Genomic DNA, 16,646 nt, shown 5'->3' with positions numbered 1-16,646 from the left:
CTTCCGCGCGGCTCGCCGGCGAGCCGCGGTGGTGCGCACGTGGCGGGAGGCGCTCAGGCGGGCGGGCCCGCCACGGATCCGGTGTGCGCCGGATGCGCGTGACGGACCCACCGAGGCCTGGCGCGGTCGTGGGCGGCAACTGCCCCTGGAGGGGCGGTCGCCACGCACGGGGTCAGCTGAGCAGGTCGTCCAGGTCGCCGTTGATGCAGTGGTCGACGACCGGGCGGACGGTCTCGAAGGTGCACTCCTTGGGGTTGCCGGGGGTGCACGCGTCGCCGAGGACGTGGTTGGTGATCCGGTCGACGTCGGCGGCGTCGCCCTTGATCTCCTTGGCGTTCTCGTAGTACCTGGTCGGGCCCTGGCCCAGCCGGTTCTTCGAGTACGTGTCGGCCTTGACGTCGAGGAAGCGCTCCGGGATGCCCACGTCGCGCAGCAGCCGGATCGCGGCGGCCAGCGCGGCCTCCGCGGCCTGGACCTTGGTCATGCCGTGGGTGTCGATCCCCATGGCCTCCGCGATGTCCGCGAAGCGCTCGTAGGCGACCGGCATGTTGAACGCCCACACACGCGGCAGCGCGATGGCGTTGTTGAGGCCGTGGTGGGTGTCGTAGAAGGCCGACACCGCGTGCGAGATCGAGTGGATGATCCCCAGGCCACCGGAGTTGAACGCCTGGGCGGCGATGTACTGCGCGTACATCATGCCCTCGCGACCGGCCAGGTCCTGGCCGTTCCACACCGCCGCGCGCAGGCTCTGCGCGGTCAGCTTGATCGCGTGCAGCGCGTTGCCCAGCGACGGCTGGAAGTTCAGCCGGGACACGTACGGCTCGGAGGCGTGCGCGAGCACGTCGAACCCGCACTGCGCGGTGTAGTCGATCGGGCAGTCGTAGTAGAGCACCGGGTCGTCGATCGCCAGGCTGGTCACCGAGGCGTCGTCGAACGCGACGTACTTGTGGGGGTTGTCGGGGTCCGTCGTGGTGTCCGTGATGACGTACGCCCACGAGGTCTCCGAACCGGTCCCGGCCGTGGTGGAGACCGCGATGTGCGGCGGGTTCTGCGGGTTCTCGGACTTGTTGAAGCCCTCGAACTCGTTGACGTTGCGGCCGTCGTGGGCCACGGAGACGCGCGCGCCCTTACAGGCGTCGTGCGAGGAGCCGCCGCCGATCGAGACGAACGAGTCGCAGTTGTTCTGCTGGTAGAGGCCCACAGCGTCCATGACGTTGTAGTCCTTGGGGTTCGACTCGACCTTGTCGTACACGACGACCTCGAGGCCGTGGTACTTCATCGACTCGACGATCTTGTGGACGATGTTCGTGCCGCGGAGGCCGGACGTCATCACGAGCGTCTTCTTGAAGCCGAGCTTCAGGGCCTCCGGCCCGATCATCTCGTGCGCACCCGGGCCGAGAAGAGCCTTGGGGAACGGGTGGAACTCCTTGAGCGGGAACGGCTTGAGCAGTTCGTCGACCTGCATGGCAGCCCTTTCTGGTGCAGGTGATGTCGGTCGACTCCGGACGCTAGGACCGGCGTGACGGCGGGCACAGAGGGCCGCGGGCTAAACCGTCAAGAGGTGGGGGCGGAAACCGTCGGGTCGGAGGGGTGGGCCTTCTGCGGCCGACGGGTGCCGCGCCGGAAACGTTGCACGTGACTGGCAACAAGTCAGTCCGTCCGGCCCGCGCTCCACGCCTCGCCGACCTGCCCGAAACCGCGCCGGACGTACCACTCGCGGGGTGTGCCGGCGGCGTCCGCGTGCAGGGCGAGGAGATCGCAGCCAGCCCGTTCCGCGACCCCCATGGCCCCGCTGACCAGCGCGTTCCCGTGCCCGCGACCCCGGTGGGGTGCGGCGGTCTCCACCGCCTCGAGCACCGCGGTGGCGCCGTCGAGGTACAGCGCGGCCGCCGCGACGACCAGGTCGCCCTCGCGCACGGCCAGCACGCGGAGGTCGATGCCCCGGTCCTCCACGAGGTACCGGTCGGGGAGCCGGAGCCGGCGGGGGTCGTCGGCGGGCAGGTCGGGGCGCCAGGCCTCCGCCCAGAGGCTTCGGACGGCGTCGAGGGGCACCTCCTCGGCGGCCGCACCCGGGTCCGCGCCGTCGACGTCGACGGTCCGGGCCAGGACGACGTCGTGCTGCAGCCACCAGCCGGACCGGCCGAGCTCGCGGGCGACCGGTCCGGGGTCGGTGCCCCGGATCGTCACGCAGCGGTGGTCGCGGCCCGCCCCGCCCAGCACCCGGTCCGCCTCGGCGGCGATCTCCTGCGCCGGGGTGCCGTCGTCGACGAACAGGCGGTTGAGCGCGGGCGCCCACGGCACGTCGTCCTGCAGCACGGCGATCCCGCCGGCGACGGGCTCCTCCGCGCTCGCCACGCGCCGCGGCAGGGAGTCGGCGAAGGCGCGCAGCCGCCCGGCGTGGTCGGCGCGGGGCGGCGGTTCGGGCGGCGCGGCGAAGGTGCCGTCGGGCCCGGGGCGGTAGGCCGAGACCGCGACGACGGAGGACACCGGGACCGGCCCGTAGGCGTGGGGAAACCTCATGGCGTCGGGGTCGTCGGGCACGCCGGGCTCGTAGCGGATCTCGCAGCCGACCGTGGCGGCGTCGACGGCGAGCAGCAGCAGGTCTCGCCGCCCGGCGAAGAGCCGGGCGGCCGGGAGGGCCACCTGGACGGCCGTCGAGAGGTGCACGAAGCCGACCTCGGCGAGCGACGGCGGTGTGACGACGCCCGCCCGCAACGCTGTGCGCCACTCGGCGGGCGTGGTCAGGTGCAGCAGGGTCGCGGGTCCGGACACGGGCGTCAGCATGCCCGTCCACCTGCGTCTTCGTCCTCCCCGGGGGCGGGCGTGGAGATCGTCGGGCCGGTCCGCGCCGCCTCTCCTAACGGACAGGGCCCCGCCGGGCCCCTTGCTTCCGGCACCCGGTGCCAATATTGTCCGACCTGCCGGCCGGCACGTCCGACACCGATGTCCACCAGGTCGCACCAGGAGGTACCCGATGGCCCCGATCGAGCAGTCCGAGCAGGTCGAGGACGCCCCCGTCGTCGAGGAGACCCTCGTCGAGGAGGTCTCCATCGACGGCATGTGCGGTGTCTACTAAGAGCGCCGAGAGCGCTGGTGCCGCCGGGGTCGGCGACTTCGACCCCGGCGCCCCCTACCGGTGCAGCCCCCAGGTCTCCCTGCGGCCCGAGCCGTTCGGGGCGCTGGTGTACCACTTCGGCACCCGCAAGCTCTCCTTCCTGAAGACCCTCCCGCTCGTGGAGGTCGTCAAGGGGCTCGAACACCACCCGGACGTCCACTCGGCCATCGAGGCCGCGGGCGTCGAGGAGGCCCAGCGCCCCGCCTACCTGAAGGCCCTGGCCGGTCTGGCCGCCTCGGGGACGATCGAAGCCCGCCAGTAACCACCACACCGGAGTGCCCCCGATGAAGCTGGTCGACCACTTCCAGTACGGCCTCAACTCGCCGATCTGCCTGACGTGGGAGCTCACCTACGCCTGCAACCTGTCCTGCGCCCACTGCCTGTCGTCGTCCGGCCGCCGGGACCCGCGCGAGCTGTCGACCGCCGAGGCAAAGGGCGTGATCGACGAGCTGCAGCGGATGCAGGTCTTCTACATCAACATCGGCGGCGGCGAGCCGACGGTGCGCCCGGACTTCTGGGAGCTGCTGGACTACTCGATCGACCACAACGTCGGGGTCAAGTTCTCCACCAACGGTCTGAAGATCGACAAGAAGCGCGCCGCCCAGCTCGCGGCGACCGACTACGTCGACATCCAGATCTCGATCGACGGCGCGACGCCGGAGGTCAACGACTACGTCCGCGGCCCGGGCTCGTACGACATGGCGATCCGCGCGCTGGAGAACCTGGCCGAGGCCGGGTTCGCGCAGCCGAAGATCTCGGTCGTCATGACCCGGCAGAACGTCGACCAGCTCGACGAGTTCAAGGCCATCGCGGACAAGTACGGCGCCCAGCTGCGGATCACGCGGCTCCGCCCGTCCGGCCGCGGTGCGGACGTCTGGGACGAGCTGCACCCGCTGCCCGGCCAGCAGAAGCAGATGTACGACTGGCTGGTCGACCGTGGCGACCAGGTCCTCACCGGGGACTCCTTCTTCCACCTCTCGGCGTTCGGCGAGGCCCTGCCCGGGCTGAACCTGTGCGGCGCCGGGCGCGTGGTGTGCCTGATCGACCCGGTCGGGGACGTCTACGCCTGCCCGTTCGCGATCCACGAGAACTTCCTCGCGGGCAACGTCCGGGACGAGGGCGGGTTCCAGAAGGTCTGGGAGAGCTCGGAGCTGTTCACCGAGCTGCGCCAGCCGCAGACCGGCGGCGCCTGCTCGTCGTGCATGCACTACGACTCCTGCCAGGGCGGATGCATGGCGGCCAAGTTCTTCACCGGCCTCCCGCTCGACGGCCCGGACCCCGAGTGCGTGCGCGGGTTCGGCGAGCAGGCCCTCGCGGCCCGCGGTGAGGGCCACGTGATCCCGAAGTCCGAGGTCGACCACTCGCGGACCAAGCTCGGCAAGAAGTCGCCGGTCCTGCTGCAGCTGAGCATGGGCCGTCCCGACCGCGCCTGCGAGACCAGCCCGCTCGCCGGGCTGGGCGCCTCGGAGACCGACTCGGGCCTGCGGCTCCCGGTCGCCGGCTCGTAACCCCACAGACCGCCGGCGCCGGACCCGGGGACGACGGGTCCGGCGCCGCGCGACCCACCTTCCGATGCTCACCTCGCCTTTGCAACTCGGCGGTCGATCGGCGCCGTCGCGGATCCTGTTCGGGCCGCACGTCACCAACCTCGGCCGCGGGCGCGTGCTCTCCGAGCGGCATGTCGCCTACTACACCGAGCGGGCCGCGGGCGGGTGCGGGGTGATCGTCACCGAGACGGCGTCGGTGCACGAGTCGGATTGGCCGTACGAGCGGGCGCCGCTGGCCTCGGCGTGCGACGAGGGGTGGCGGGCGATCCGCTCCGCCTGCCACGACGCGCTGGTCCTCGCCGGGCTCGGGCACGCCGGCTCGCAGGGCACCAGCGCCTACACCGGGCGGGCGCTCTGGGGCGCCTCCCGGGTGCCGGACGTCGTGTCCCGCGAGGTCCCGCAGGTCATGGAACAGCCGGAGATCGACGCGCTCGTCGCCGGCTTCGCGGCCGCCGCGGCCGAGGCGGTGGCCGCGGGGCTCGACGGGGTCGAGATCCAGGCGGGCCAGCACTCGCTGCTCCGGCAGTTCCTGTCCGGACTGACCAACCACCGCCCCGACGCCTACGGGGAGGACCGCTCCCTGCTCCTCCGCGAGGTCGTCGGGGCGGTGCGTGCCGCACTCGGCCCGCGTCACGTCCTGGGCCTGCGGCTCTGCTGCGACGAGCTCGCCCCCTGGGCGGGCATCACCCCCACCTCCGCCCACACCCTGCTCTCCACCGCGATCGTCGACGTTTCCGATCCCGCGAGGCGCGCCGTGGCCCCCCGCGAGTCGGGAGATGTGGCACCGCGAGTCGGGACTTCCGGCACCGCGAGTCGGGAGTTCCTGCACCGCGAGTCGGGAGATGTGGCACCGCGAGTCGGGAGTTCCGGCACCGCGAGTCGGGAGTTTCGGGACAGCGAGTCGGCAGACCCGGGAGAGCCGGAGAGCCTCGCGCAGCTCGTCGACTACCTCGTCCCGGTACGCGGATCGGGGCTGACCGTCCCCGCGACCCGGCCCGACCTGCACACCCCGCCCGGCTTCAACCGCCCCCTCGCGCGCAGCTTCCTCGGGCTCGGCGTGCCGATCGTGCTGCAGGGAAGCGTGGTGGACCCGGAGATGGCGGAGGAGGCGCTCGACGACGGGATTGCGCTCGTCGAGATGACCAGGGCGCAGATCGCCGACCCCCGGCTCGTCGCGCACGTCCGGGCCGGGACGCCGGAACGCATCCGCCCCTGCACCCTCGCCAACCAGCACCGCGCCCGCGACCCGCGCAACCCGCTGATCACCGACGAGGCCGAGCCGCGGTCGGGCCACGAGACCCTCGACCCACCGCCGGCACTCGCGCCGGTCGACGGGGTGGGCGACCTGCTCGTCGTCGGCGGGGGTCCGGCGGGGTTGGAGGCCGCCCGGACGGCGGCGCTGTACGGCTACCGGGTCCGGCTGATGGAGCGGGCCCCGCAGCTCGGCGGTGCGCTGCGGTACGCGGCGGTCGTGCACGGCCGCGCCCGCTTCGGGTTGCTCGTCGAGTGGTGGGAGCGCGAGCTCGACCGGCTGGGCGTGGAGGTGGAGCTCGGCGTCGAGGCACGTCCGGCAGATCTGACCGGCGACGTCGTGCTCGCGACCGGGTCCGTGCCCTCGCCCCACGCCTTCGTCGCCGCACCTGACGTCGTCGTGCTGCCGGCGGGCGAGTTCGAGGCCGGGGTCCTCGCCGCGGCCGGGCCCCGCCGCCCGTCCGACCCGCCCGCTCCCGACGCGACGGCGGCCGTGCTGCCCGCCGGCGCACGCGTCGTCGTGCACGACCCGATCGGCGACTGGACGGGTGTGGGGATCGCCGAGCAGGTGGCCGCGGCGGGGCTGCCGTGCGCGCTCGTCACCGCGGATGCCGTCGCCGGCACACAGCTGTCCCGCACCGGCGACCTCGCCGACGCCAACGGCCGCCTCGAGCGCGCGGGCGTCGCGCGGGAGCTGTTCGCGCGGCTGCGGTCGGTCGGTGGCGGGACCGCGCTGCTCACCGACGTCGACCACGGGACGGCCCGGGAGGTCCCCTGCACGGTGGTGATCGACTGCGCCCACCGCCTGCCCGCCGACGACCTGTGGCGCGGACATCCCGACCTCCTGCGCGCCGGTCACGTCGATGCTCCCGACTCGCGGTGCACGACCTCCCGACTCGCGGTGCAGGATCTCCCGACTCGCGGTGCAGGATCTCCCGACTCGCGGGGGGCTGCAGCGCGGCTGATGGTGGCGGGGGACTGCGTCGCGCCCCGGACCGTGCACGAGGCGGTGCGGGAGGGCCGGCGCGCGGTGCAGTATCTGCGCAGCTCAGCCGGGGTCGTGAGGGCCGACAGCCCTTCTACGGGCACTACGCACTCACGGGTGTCGTGATGCTGCACGAACCGCTGCGCCTCGGCCGGCTGACCCTGCGGAACCGGATCGTCTTCACCGCCCACCTCACCGGCTACGCGACGGACGGCCTGCCCACCCCGCAGCACACCGCGTACTACGCCGCGCGGGCCGCGGGCGGCGCCGGGCTGGTGATCACCGAGGAGCACTCGGTCCACCCGCACGACCGCCCCTACGAGAAGCTGATCCGCGGCCACGATCCCGCCGTGCTGCCCGGCTACCGCGCACTCATCGACGCCGTGCACGCCCACGGCGCGGCCGTGCTCGCCCAGCTCAACCACAACGGGCCGCAGTCCTCCGGGATGTACTCCCGTGAGCCCGTCCGCGGCCCCTCCGCCGTCCCCGACCCGATGTTCCGCGAGGTCCCCGTCGCGATGACGGAGGCGGACCTCGACGAGGTCGTGGCCGGCTACGCCCGCACCGCCCGGCACTGCGTCGAGGGCGGGTTCGACGGCGTCGAGCTGCAGTGTTCGCACGCGTCCCTGGTCCGCTGCTTCCTCTCGCCCGCCACGAACCACCGCACCGACGCCTACGGCGGCCCGCTGGAGAATCGCGCCCGGCTGCTCCTGCGGATCGTCGCGGCGGTCCGGCGGGAGCTGGGCGACCGGGTCCTCGGCGTCCGGCTCGGCGGCGAGGAGGGCATCGAGGGCGGCATCGGGCTCGACGAGGGCGTCGCCCTGGCCCGCCTGCTCGAGGCGACCGGCGAGGTCGACCACCTCAACACCTCGATCGGCGTGGCGACGGCGTCGTTGCACCTCATCGAGGCCTCCATGCACACGCCGGCCGACTACGCGACCTTCATCCCCTCGGCCATCCGCGCGGCCGTGCGGATCCCGGTCGTCGCGGTGGGGCGGTTCACCGAGCCCGGCGTGGCCGAGCAGGCGTTGGTCGAGGGGCACTGCGACCTCGTCGGCGTCGCCCGCGGACAGATCGCCTCCCCGGACTTCGCCGCCCCGGACGGCCCGACGCGGGTGTGCGTGGGCTGCAACCAGGAGTGCGTCGGCCGGGTCGGGGTGAACCGGCCGCTGGGCTGCGCGGTCAACCCGCGCGCCGGGCGCGAGTCCGTCCCGCTGCCGACCCCGGGCGTGCCGCGCCGGGTGACCGTGGTCGGGGGTGGGCCGGCCGGGCTGCGCGCCGCCGCGACCGCCGCCGCCCGCGGGCATCGGGTGACCCTCTACGAGCGCGACCGGCTCGGCGGCCAGCTCGCCCTCGCCGCCCTCGCGCCCGGGCGCGGCGAGCTCGCCCACGTCGTCCGGGATCTCGTGGCCGAGTGCGGGCGTGCCGGGGTGGAGATCGTGCACGGGGAGCCGGGGGATCTCGGGAGCGCCGACGTCGTCGTCCTCGCCACGGGAGCGCGGCCCGCCCGCCGGTCCGGCACGCTCGACGTCCGGGACGTGCTCGACGGCAGCGCCGCACCCACCGGCTCCGTGCTCGTCGTCGACGAGCTGGGGTTCCACCACGCCACCTCGGTGGCCGAGCTGCTGGCCGCCCGCGGCTGCGCCGTGGAGATCGTGACCCCGGGGATGGTGGTCGGCCAGGACCTCGGGCTGACGCTCGACCGCGAGGGTTTCCGCCGCCGGGCGCACGCGGCCGGCATCCGGCTCACCACGGACCGGCTCGTGACGGCCGTCGAACCGGGACGGGCGATCCTCGTGCACCATCCCACCGGGAGGACCGAGACGAGGGAGGTCGACGCCGTGGTCCAGGCGGTCCCCGCCGAGCCCGACGATGCCCTGTGGTCCACGCTGCGTCACCGGTCCGGGGTCCACCGGATCGGTGACTGCCTGGCCCCGCGGCGGATGGACGCCGCGGTCCGCGACGGCGAGCGACTGGCGGTGAAACTGTGAAACCTGAGAGTGGTATCCACCTGTGGACCGACACTGTGGACAACTCCGTCGTCGCAGGTCAGCGGTGAGGGCCGACGAGCTCACGTGGAGGGTCCTCACCGACGGTCCACCCCGGACGCTGGTCGTCCCGGTGGGGTCGGTCGAGCAGCACGGGCCCCATCTGCCCTTGACGACGGATGTGCGCGTGGCCGAGCACGTCGCCACCCGGATGGAGCAGCGCGACCCCGATCTGGTGCTGGCGCCCGCCGTGGCCTACGGGGCGGCCGGGGAGCACGAGGGATTCCCCGGGACCGTGTCGATCGGGCACGAGGCGTTGCGGGCCGTGCTGGTGGAGCTCGGCCGCTCGGCCTGCCGGTGGGCGGCCCGGCTCGTGTTCGTCAACGGCCACGGCGGCAACGTCGGCACCCTGGTCGAGGCCGTCCGGCTGCTGCGGTACGAGGGCCGCGATGCCGCGTGGGTGCCCTGCGTGGCGCCGGGCATCCGCGGCGACGCGCACGCCGGCCGCACCGAGACCTCCCTGATGCTCGCCCTCGGAGCCCGGGTCGGCGCCGGGCGCGAACCCGGCGCGACCGCCCCGCTGCGTGAGCTGCTGCCGGAGATGCGGGAGAAGGGCGTGGCCGGGGTGAGCCCCAACGGCATCCTCGGCGACCCGCGCGGTGCCTCCGCCGAGGAGGGCGAGGCCCTGCTCGCCGCGATGACCGACGCGCTCGCCGCCGCCGTCGCGCGGTGGGAGCCGGACGAGGTGACCGGGCGGCTTGCGTTCGGGTCCTGACCCGTTCGCGCTGGTGAACGACCGCGCGTTTCTCGTGTTCGGTCACCAGCGGGCCTGCCTGCGTCTCACCGCTCGGCTCGACGAAGCTCTCCCGGACGATCTCATCGTCCTCACCGCGCGGTAGTCGCCACCAGCAGCGGCACCAGCTGCTCCTCCGCGGTCAACGAGCCGTGCTGGCCGGGCAGGCCGGCGAGGACGGGCTCGGCGACCGTCCGCACCACCCCCGCCGACCCCCGCAGCGCCACGACGAGGTCCCCGATCCGCTCGGCGACGTGCGGCCCGAGCGGGCCGAACCAGTCCGCGGCCACCGCCTCGTCCCGGGTGACGATCCAGGCGTCGTCACCGAGGGTCTCCCGCCAGGCGGCCTGGACCTCGTCGAGCGCTCCCTCCTGGACGTAGACGTGCCGGGCCCGCGGGTCGCCGCCGAGCAGCCGGACGCCGAGCCGCAGCGCGGTGAGCTGGTCGGCGTCGTAGCGGCGGGTCACCTGCACCATGCCGTGGTCGCCCGTGACCGCGAGCAGCGCGTCCGGCGGCAGCTGGTCGGCGATCGTCGCGGCGAGCCGGTCGATCTGCCGCAGCTGGTAGCGCCAGGCGGTGGAGCCGGGGCCGTGCACGTGGCCGAGGGTGTCGAGGTCGGCGTGGTAGCCGTAGCAGAGCCGCCGTCCCGGCCCGGCGAGCGCGTCGACGGCCTCGGCGGCGAGGTCGCCGAGCGCCAGCACGCCGCGGTACTGGCCGCCACGCAGCGCCGCACGGGTGAGACCCGAGCCGCGGAAGGCCCGCGGGCCGACCGAGGTGACCCGCACGCCGTCGGCCGCGGCCCTCTCCAACGCGGTGGGTGCGGGCTGCACCTGCTCCGGCGGCAGGATCTCGCGCAGGTCCGCGGGCTCGGGCTCGCCGTAGGTCGTCCACTTGAGGGAGTCGAGCAGCGCGTCCCCGCAGGCCCGGAAGCTGATCCCGACCACGCCGTGCCCGCCCGGCGGCAGGCCCGTGCCGAGGGAGGTGATGCTGATCGAGGTGCTCGACGGGAACCCGACGGTCAGCGGCTCGCCCCCGAGCGAGGCGAGGAACGGGGCGTCGTCGGCGTGGGCCCGGAGCAGTTCGGCGCCCAGCCCGTCGACCAGCAGGACCGCGGCCGCGCGCACCGGCGGCAGCGTGATCGCAGGTGCGGGGCCCGGCACGCCCAGCGCGGCGAGGACGGCGGGGAACACCTCGGCCAGCGAGCGCTCGCCGTACCGGGGGAGCAGCGGATCACCGGAGGACACGGCGTGAGGGTCCCACGTCACGGGGCGGCGTCGGGACAGCTCCCGCGTGTTTGGATTCCGGGGTGGGTGCGACGGGGCCGGGACCGCTGCCGGACGGGATGCGCGTGGTGCTGGACCGCCGGGTCCGCCGGCTGGCCGGCCGGGACGGCGGATCGGCGCTGCTCGGCGGCGCGCCGCCGAAGCTCGTCCACCTGACCCCGCGGGCGCAGGCCGTCCTCGGCGACGGCGACACGGTGACCGTCGCCGACCCGACCTCGCGCGCCCTGGCCCGCACGCTGCTCGACTCCGGCTTCGCCCACCCGGCCCACCCGATCCCCGGCGGCCCCGGGCGGGACGAGGTCACCGTCGTCGTCCCGGTGAAGGACCGCCCGCTCGACCGGCTGCTGGCCACCCTGCCCGCCGACCTCGGCGGCCTGGTCGTGGTCGACGACGGCGGGTCGGACCCCGAGGCCCTCGCCGCGACGGTCGAGGCCGCGCACGGCCGCGTGATCCGGCACGAGACCCCGCGCGGCCCGGCCGCGGCGCGCAACGCCGGGCTGGCCGCGGCCACGACGCCCCTGGTGATGTTCCTGGACTCCGACGTGGTGCCGCAGGAGGGCTGGCTCGACCCGCTGCTGGCGCACCTCGCCGATCCCGCGGTGGCGCTGGTGGCCCCGCGGATCGTCGCACTGCACCCCGTCCGCGGCCCGATCGCGCGCTACGAGGCCGTGCGCTCCAGCCTCGACCTCGGCCTCGACCCGGCGCTGATCGTGCCGCGCAGCCGCGTCGCCTACGTGCCGAGCGCCGCGATGCTCGTCCGCCGCGACGCCGTCGGCGCCGGCTTCGACGAGGACATGCACGTGGCCGAGGACGTCGACCTCGTGCTGCGGCTGCACAGCGACGGCCGCCGGCTGCGTTACGAGCCGGCCGCCCGGGTCGCGCACGACCACCGGACGTCGCCGCGCGCGTGGTGGCTGCGCAAGGCCTACTACGGCACCGGGGCCGCGCCGCTCGCCCGCCGGCACCGCGGCGCGGTCCCGCCGATGGTGCTCAGCCCGTGGACCGCGGCGGCGTGCGCGGCGCTGCTGGCCCAGCGCCGCTGGTCGGTCCCGGTCGCCGCGGCCGTCACCGGGGTGGCCGCGGAACGGTTGTCCCGCAAGCTCTCCCGGCTCGAACAGCCGCGGGCCTCCGCCGCGCGGCTGGCCGGTCTCGGGCTCTCCGGCGCCGGGCTCCAGGTCGCGAACGCGCTGCTGCGCCACCACTGGCCGGTCGCCGCGGCCTTGCTGCCCGTCTCCCGGCGCATCCGGCGCGCGGTGCTGCTCGCCGCAGTCGCGGAGGGGCTGGGCGACTGGTGGACCCACCGCCGGCACGACCCGGCCGTCCGACCGGACCCCGTGACCCACCTGGTCGCACACCGGCTGGACGACCTGGCGTACGGCGCGGGCCTCTGGTGGGGGGCGTGGAAGGCCCGCGACACGGCCGCGCTGCGGCCCGTCTCGCCCGGTCGGAAGTGACCCCACCCCCCGACAGGACTGGTCCGGACGGGTGATTGGTCTTGTGTGAAACAACCGCGACTGCGGAGCGGCGATGCGCGACGCTCCGCGAGTGCGGAACCGTGTGCGGTGGGCCTCTCTCCGCCGCCGAGAGGGGACCTCAGGCGTCTTGCACCGCATGAAGATCGGGAGTGTGATGTGCTCGCCGCCACAGATCTGTGGACGGTCCGAGAGCGCACCGGCCACCGGTGGCTCTCCCGGAGGACGCGACCACCACCGCGGTTGGGAGAGAGACTCATGGCAGAGGTCCGGGTCACCGTCGACGGCGTGAACTACGCCGACGAGGTGGAGCCCCGCATGTTGCTGGTCCAGTACCTCAGGGAACGGCTCGGGAAGACGGGCACGCTGATCGGCTGCGACACGAGCAACTGCGGTGCCTGCACCGTCCATCTGAACGGGCAGAGCGTGAAGAGCTGTTCGGTCCTGGCGGTCCAGGCCGACGGCGGCGAGGTGCTGACCATCGAGGGCCTGGCCCGCGACGGCCAGCTGCACCCGGTGCAGTCCGCCTTCAACGAGTGCCACGGCCTGCAGTGCGGCTACTGCACGCCGGGCATGATCATGGCGGCCGTCGACCTGCTCGGGGACAACCCCGACCCCGACGAGGACGAGGTGCGCGAGGGCATCGAGGGCAACCTCTGCCGCTGCACCGGCTACCAGAACATCGTCCGGTCCGTGCAGCGCGCGGCCCAGATGATGAAGCCCGGCGCGTCCGCCCCGACCGAGACGCCCGCACCCGTCGCAGGAGACTGAGAGATGACCGCGACCGCCGACACCACCGCACTCGAGTTCGGCAAGGCCCGCGTCCGCAAGGAGGACGCGCGCCTCATCACCGGCCGGACCCGCTACACCGACGCGATCACCCCGCCCGGGACCCTGCACGTCGCCGTCGTCCGCTCCCCGCTGGCGCACGCGCGGATCACGAACATCGACACGGCCGAGGCCAAGCGCGCCCCGGGCGTGCACGGCGTCTACACCCTCGCCGACCTGGGCGCCGAGGAGGTGGGCATGCCGTGCGCCTGGCCGATCACCCCGGACCAGAAGGCGCCGCAGCGCCCCGTCCTGGCCAAGGACACCGTCCACTTCGCCGGTGAGGGCGTGGCCGTCGTCGTCGCGCGCACCGCCGCCGAGGCGAAGGACGCCGCCGAGCTCGTCGAGGTCGACTACGACCCGCTCGACCCGGTCCTCGACATGGAGGCCGCGCTCGCCGAGGGCGCCACCCTCGTGCACCCCGACCTGGGCACCAACGAGTCCGCCACCTGGGTCTTCGACTCGGGCGAGGCCGGCACCGGCGGCAGCGTCGCCGACGCGATCGCCGCGGCCGAGGCCGACCCGGACCAGGTCGTCGTCCGGCGCCGGTTCCGCCAGCAGCGCCTGGTCCCGGCGTTCATGGAGCCGCGCTCCTGCGTGGTCGACCCGACCGGCGAGCAGATCGTCATCTGGTCGGCGACGCAGGTCCCGCACATCCTCCGCACCATGACCACGGTCACCCTCGGCATCCCCGAGTCGAAGCTGCGGGTCATCGCCCCCGACGTGGGCGGCGGCTTCGGCGGCAAGATCGGCGTGCTGCCCGAGGAGATGATGACGGTCCTGCTCGCCCGGAAGCTGGGCAAGCCGGTCAAGTGGACCGAGACCCGCTCGGAGTGCATGCTCACCGCGCACCACGGGCGGGACCAGATCCAGGACCTCGTGATCACCGCCAGGAAGGACGGCACGATCACCGGCCTGGACGTCCGGCTCCTCGCGGACATGGGCGCCTACCTGGGCCTGGTCGGCCCGGGTGTCCCGGTGCTGGGCGCGTTCATGTTCAACGCGATCTACAAGATCCCGGCCTACCGCTTCCAGACCACCAACGTCTTCACCACGAAGACGCTGACGGACGCCTACCGCGGCGCCGGCCGTCCGGAGGCCACGTTCGGCATCGAGCGGATCATCGACGAGCTCGCCGTCGAGCTCGGCCGGGAGCCGCTGGAGCTGCGCGAGCAGAACTGGATCAAGCACGAGGAGTTCCCGTTCACCACGGTGTGCGGGCTGACCTACGACTCGGGCAACTACGAGCAGGCCACCGCCCGGGCCAAGGAGCTCTTCGACTACGACGCCCTGCGCCGGGAGCAGGCCGAGCGCCGCGAGCGCGGCGACCAGGTCCAGCTGGGCATCGGCATCTCGACCTTCACCGAGATGTGCGGCCTCGCGCCGTCGCGCGTGCTGGGCTCGCTGGCCTACGGCGCCGGCGGCTGGGAGGCCGCCAGCATCCGGATGCTGGCCACCGGCAAGGTCGAGGTCATCACCGGCGCCTCCGCGCACGGCCAGGGCCACGAGACCGCGTTCTCCCAGATCGTCGCGGACAAGCTGGGCGTGCCGTTCGAGGACGTCGAGATCCTCCACGGCGACACCGCGTCGTCGCCCAAGGGCCTCGACACCTACGGCTCGCGCTCGCTGGTCGTCGGCGGCATCGCGATCACGATGGCCGCGGACAAGGTCATCGAGAAGGCCAAGAAGATCGCCGCGCACCTCCTCGAGGCCGACGAGGGCGACATCGAGTTCAGCGCCGGGCAGTTCACCGTCCGCGGCACGGACAAGGGCAAGGCGATCCAGGAGATCGCGTTCGCCGCGTTCATGGCGCACGACTACCCGGAGGGCATGGAGCCCTCGCTCGACTCCGACGCCGTCTACGACCCGGAGAACTTCTCCTTCCCGCACGGCACCCACCTCGCGGCCATGGAGGTCGACACCGAGACGGGCCGGGTCACGTTGCGCCACTACGTCTGCGTCGACGACATCGGCAACGTCGTCAACCCGCTGATCGCCGAGGGCCAGGTCCACGGCGGCCTCGCCCAGGGCATCGCGCAGGCGCTGTTCGAGGAGGCCAACTACGACGACCAGGGCACCCTGGTGAACGGCACCTTCGTCGACTACACCCTGCCGTCGTCGGCCGACCTGCCGAGCTTCACCACCGAGATCGTCAGCACCCCGGCCACGTCGAACCCGCTCGGCGTGAAGGGCGTGGGCGAGGCGGGCACCATCGCCTCCACCCCGGCGATCGTCAACGGCGTGCTCGACGCGGTCCGGCACCTCGGCGTCGAGGACATCCAGATGCCGACGACGTCGCAGCGCGTGTGGCGCGCGATCCAGGAGGCGAAGGGCCGCTCCACCCAGGAGACGCCCATCGACACCCACTCGCCGGGTGCCGGCCTCGGCTCCATCGACCCCAACAACCCGCAGGGAGAGGTCCAGTGATCCCCGCCAAGTTCGACTACGTCCGGCCGTCGACGGTCGAGGAGGCCGTCAGCGCGCTCCAGCAGGGCGGGGACGACGCCAAGATCCTGGCCGGCGGGCAGAGCCTGCTGCCGGTCCTCCGGCTCCGGCTCGCCGCGCCGTCGGTCGTGATCGACCTCGGCGGCATCGCCGAGCTGCGCCAGATCAGCGAGGACGGGGACCGGATCGCCATCGGCGCCATGGCCCCGCACCACGACGTGATGCGCGACGACCTGGTCAAGCAGCACGTCACGCTGCTGTCGCAGGCCACCGCGACCGTGGCGGACCCGCAGGTCCGCCACCGCGGCACCCTCGGCGGGGCGCTGGCGCACGCCGACCCGGCCGGCGACCTGGGCGCGGTCGCCCTGGCGCTCGACGCCGAGTTCGTGATCGCCGGTTCCTCCGGGACCCGCACGGTCCCGGCGACCGAGTTCTTCGTCGACTACTTCACCACCGCGATCGGCGAGGGCGAGATCCTCACGCAGGTGCGGTTCCCGAAGTACACCGGCTGGAGCACGCACTACGAGAAGTTCAACCGCACCGCGCAGGCCTGGTCGATGGTGGCCGTCGCCGCCGCGCTGCGGGTCGAGGGCGGATCCATCGCGGAGGCCCGCATCGGCCTGACCAACATGGGCACCACGCCGATCCGGGCCACCGGAGTCGAGCAGGCGCTCGTCGGCCAGCCCGCGACCGCGGACTCGGTCCGCGCCGCCGCCGAACACGCGACGGAGGGCACTGCGGCTCCGAGTGACGCCGATGCCGCGGCCGACTACCGTGAACACCTGGCCAAGGTGCTCACCGGCCGGGCGGTGCTGGCCGCCGCCGGCTGAGGCATTCGCGAGAACGGCTGGACGCCTGCCCGGGCACCCGGGCAGGCGTCCCGCCGTTTCTCCTACCAGGAGCCCGCCCGCACCCGCCGGGCGCGCTCGCCGACGAGGA

At 73.8% G+C, this 16,646-nt stretch carries 13 protein-coding genes; 10 read left to right on the top strand and 3 right to left on the bottom strand.

All coding sequences use genetic code 11. The features are described 5' to 3' along the window. Positions 1–172 precede the first annotated feature (172 nt). Positions 173–1,465 (bottom strand): NDMA-dependent methanol dehydrogenase, encoded by a 1,293-nt coding sequence (gene mdo / locus ACQP04_RS33600; RefSeq protein ID WP_433504470.1) that lies wholly within the window; start codon positions 1,463–1,465, stop codon positions 173–175. A gap of 185 nt (positions 1,466–1,650) precedes the next feature. Continuing rightward, complete coding sequence (locus ACQP04_RS33595; protein WP_433504469.1) at positions 1,651–2,784, bottom strand: GNAT family N-acetyltransferase; 1,134 nt, start codon at positions 2,782–2,784, stop codon at positions 1,651–1,653. 190 nt (positions 2,785–2,974) lie between these two features. Between ACQP04_RS33595 and mftA the strand changes: the two genes are divergently transcribed. The 6 genes from mftA to mftE all read left to right on the top strand — a co-directional run bounded on the left by mftA (position 2,975) and on the right by mftE (position 9,661). Next, a complete protein-coding gene (gene mftA, locus ACQP04_RS33590; RefSeq protein ID WP_037048757.1) occupies positions 2,975–3,076 on the top strand; it encodes a mycofactocin precursor MftA in 102 nt (33 codons plus the stop codon). Beyond that, the gene (mftB, locus tag ACQP04_RS33585) at positions 3,066–3,377 is read left to right on the top strand and encodes a mycofactocin biosynthesis chaperone MftB (RefSeq protein WP_433504468.1); all 312 of its coding nucleotides are present in this window, start codon (positions 3,066–3,068) and stop codon (positions 3,375–3,377) included. Before mftA ends, mftB begins: the two co-directional genes overlap by 11 nt. Positions 3,378–3,399: 22 nt before the next feature. Continuing rightward, a complete protein-coding gene (gene mftC / locus ACQP04_RS33580) occupies positions 3,400–4,623 on the top strand; it encodes a mycofactocin radical SAM maturase (protein ID WP_433504467.1) in 1,224 nt (407 codons plus the stop codon). A 64-nt stretch (positions 4,624–4,687) separates the two neighbouring features. Next, positions 4,688–7,024, top strand: a complete 2,337-nt coding sequence (locus tag ACQP04_RS33575) for an FAD-dependent oxidoreductase (protein ID WP_433504466.1) — start codon at positions 4,688–4,690, stop codon at positions 7,022–7,024. After that, positions 7,024–8,889, top strand: coding sequence for a mycofactocin system FadH/OYE family oxidoreductase 2 (locus ACQP04_RS33570; protein WP_433504465.1), 1,866 nt, complete (start codon positions 7,024–7,026; stop codon positions 8,887–8,889). Before ACQP04_RS33575 ends, ACQP04_RS33570 begins: the two co-directional genes overlap by 1 nt. Positions 8,890–8,911: 22 nt before the next feature. After that, on the top strand, positions 8,912–9,661 hold the full coding sequence (mftE, locus tag ACQP04_RS33565; protein ID WP_433504464.1) for a mycofactocin biosynthesis peptidyl-dipeptidase MftE: 750 nt from the start codon (positions 8,912–8,914) through the stop codon (positions 9,659–9,661). Between the two features lie 110 nt (positions 9,662–9,771). Here mftE and ACQP04_RS33560 read toward each other — a convergent pair whose 3' ends face one another. After that, entirely contained in the window at positions 9,772–10,923 is a 1,152-nt protein-coding gene (locus tag ACQP04_RS33560) for an alkaline phosphatase family protein (RefSeq protein WP_433504463.1), read from the bottom strand. A 62-nt stretch (positions 10,924–10,985) separates the two neighbouring features. Between ACQP04_RS33560 and mftF the strand changes: the two genes are divergently transcribed. The 4 genes from mftF (at position 10,986) to ACQP04_RS33540 (ending at position 16,537) form a co-directional block, all read left to right on the top strand. Continuing rightward, positions 10,986–12,416, top strand: a complete 1,431-nt coding sequence (gene mftF / locus ACQP04_RS33555; RefSeq protein WP_433504462.1) for a mycofactocin biosynthesis glycosyltransferase MftF — start codon at positions 10,986–10,988, stop codon at positions 12,414–12,416. A gap of 276 nt (positions 12,417–12,692) precedes the next feature. Further along, a complete protein-coding gene (locus ACQP04_RS33550; RefSeq protein WP_358208967.1) occupies positions 12,693–13,205 on the top strand; it encodes a (2Fe-2S)-binding protein in 513 nt (170 codons plus the stop codon). A 3-nt stretch (positions 13,206–13,208) separates the two neighbouring features. Beyond that, the gene (locus tag ACQP04_RS33545; RefSeq protein WP_433504461.1) at positions 13,209–15,689 is read left to right on the top strand and encodes a xanthine dehydrogenase family protein molybdopterin-binding subunit; all 2,481 of its coding nucleotides are present in this window, start codon (positions 13,209–13,211) and stop codon (positions 15,687–15,689) included. Further along, positions 15,686–16,537, top strand: coding sequence for an FAD binding domain-containing protein (locus ACQP04_RS33540; RefSeq protein ID WP_433504460.1), 852 nt, complete (start codon positions 15,686–15,688; stop codon positions 16,535–16,537). Before ACQP04_RS33545 ends, ACQP04_RS33540 begins: the two co-directional genes overlap by 4 nt. The last annotated feature ends 109 nt before the right edge of the window (positions 16,538–16,646 follow it).

Source organism: Pseudonocardia halophobica (assembly GCF_050948485.1).
Classification (GTDB): Bacteria; Actinomycetota; Actinomycetes; order Mycobacteriales; family Pseudonocardiaceae; genus Pseudonocardia; species Pseudonocardia halophobica.
The sequence above is the reverse complement of the archived record's forward strand: the minus strand, read 5'-3'. Positions and strand labels throughout refer to the sequence as shown.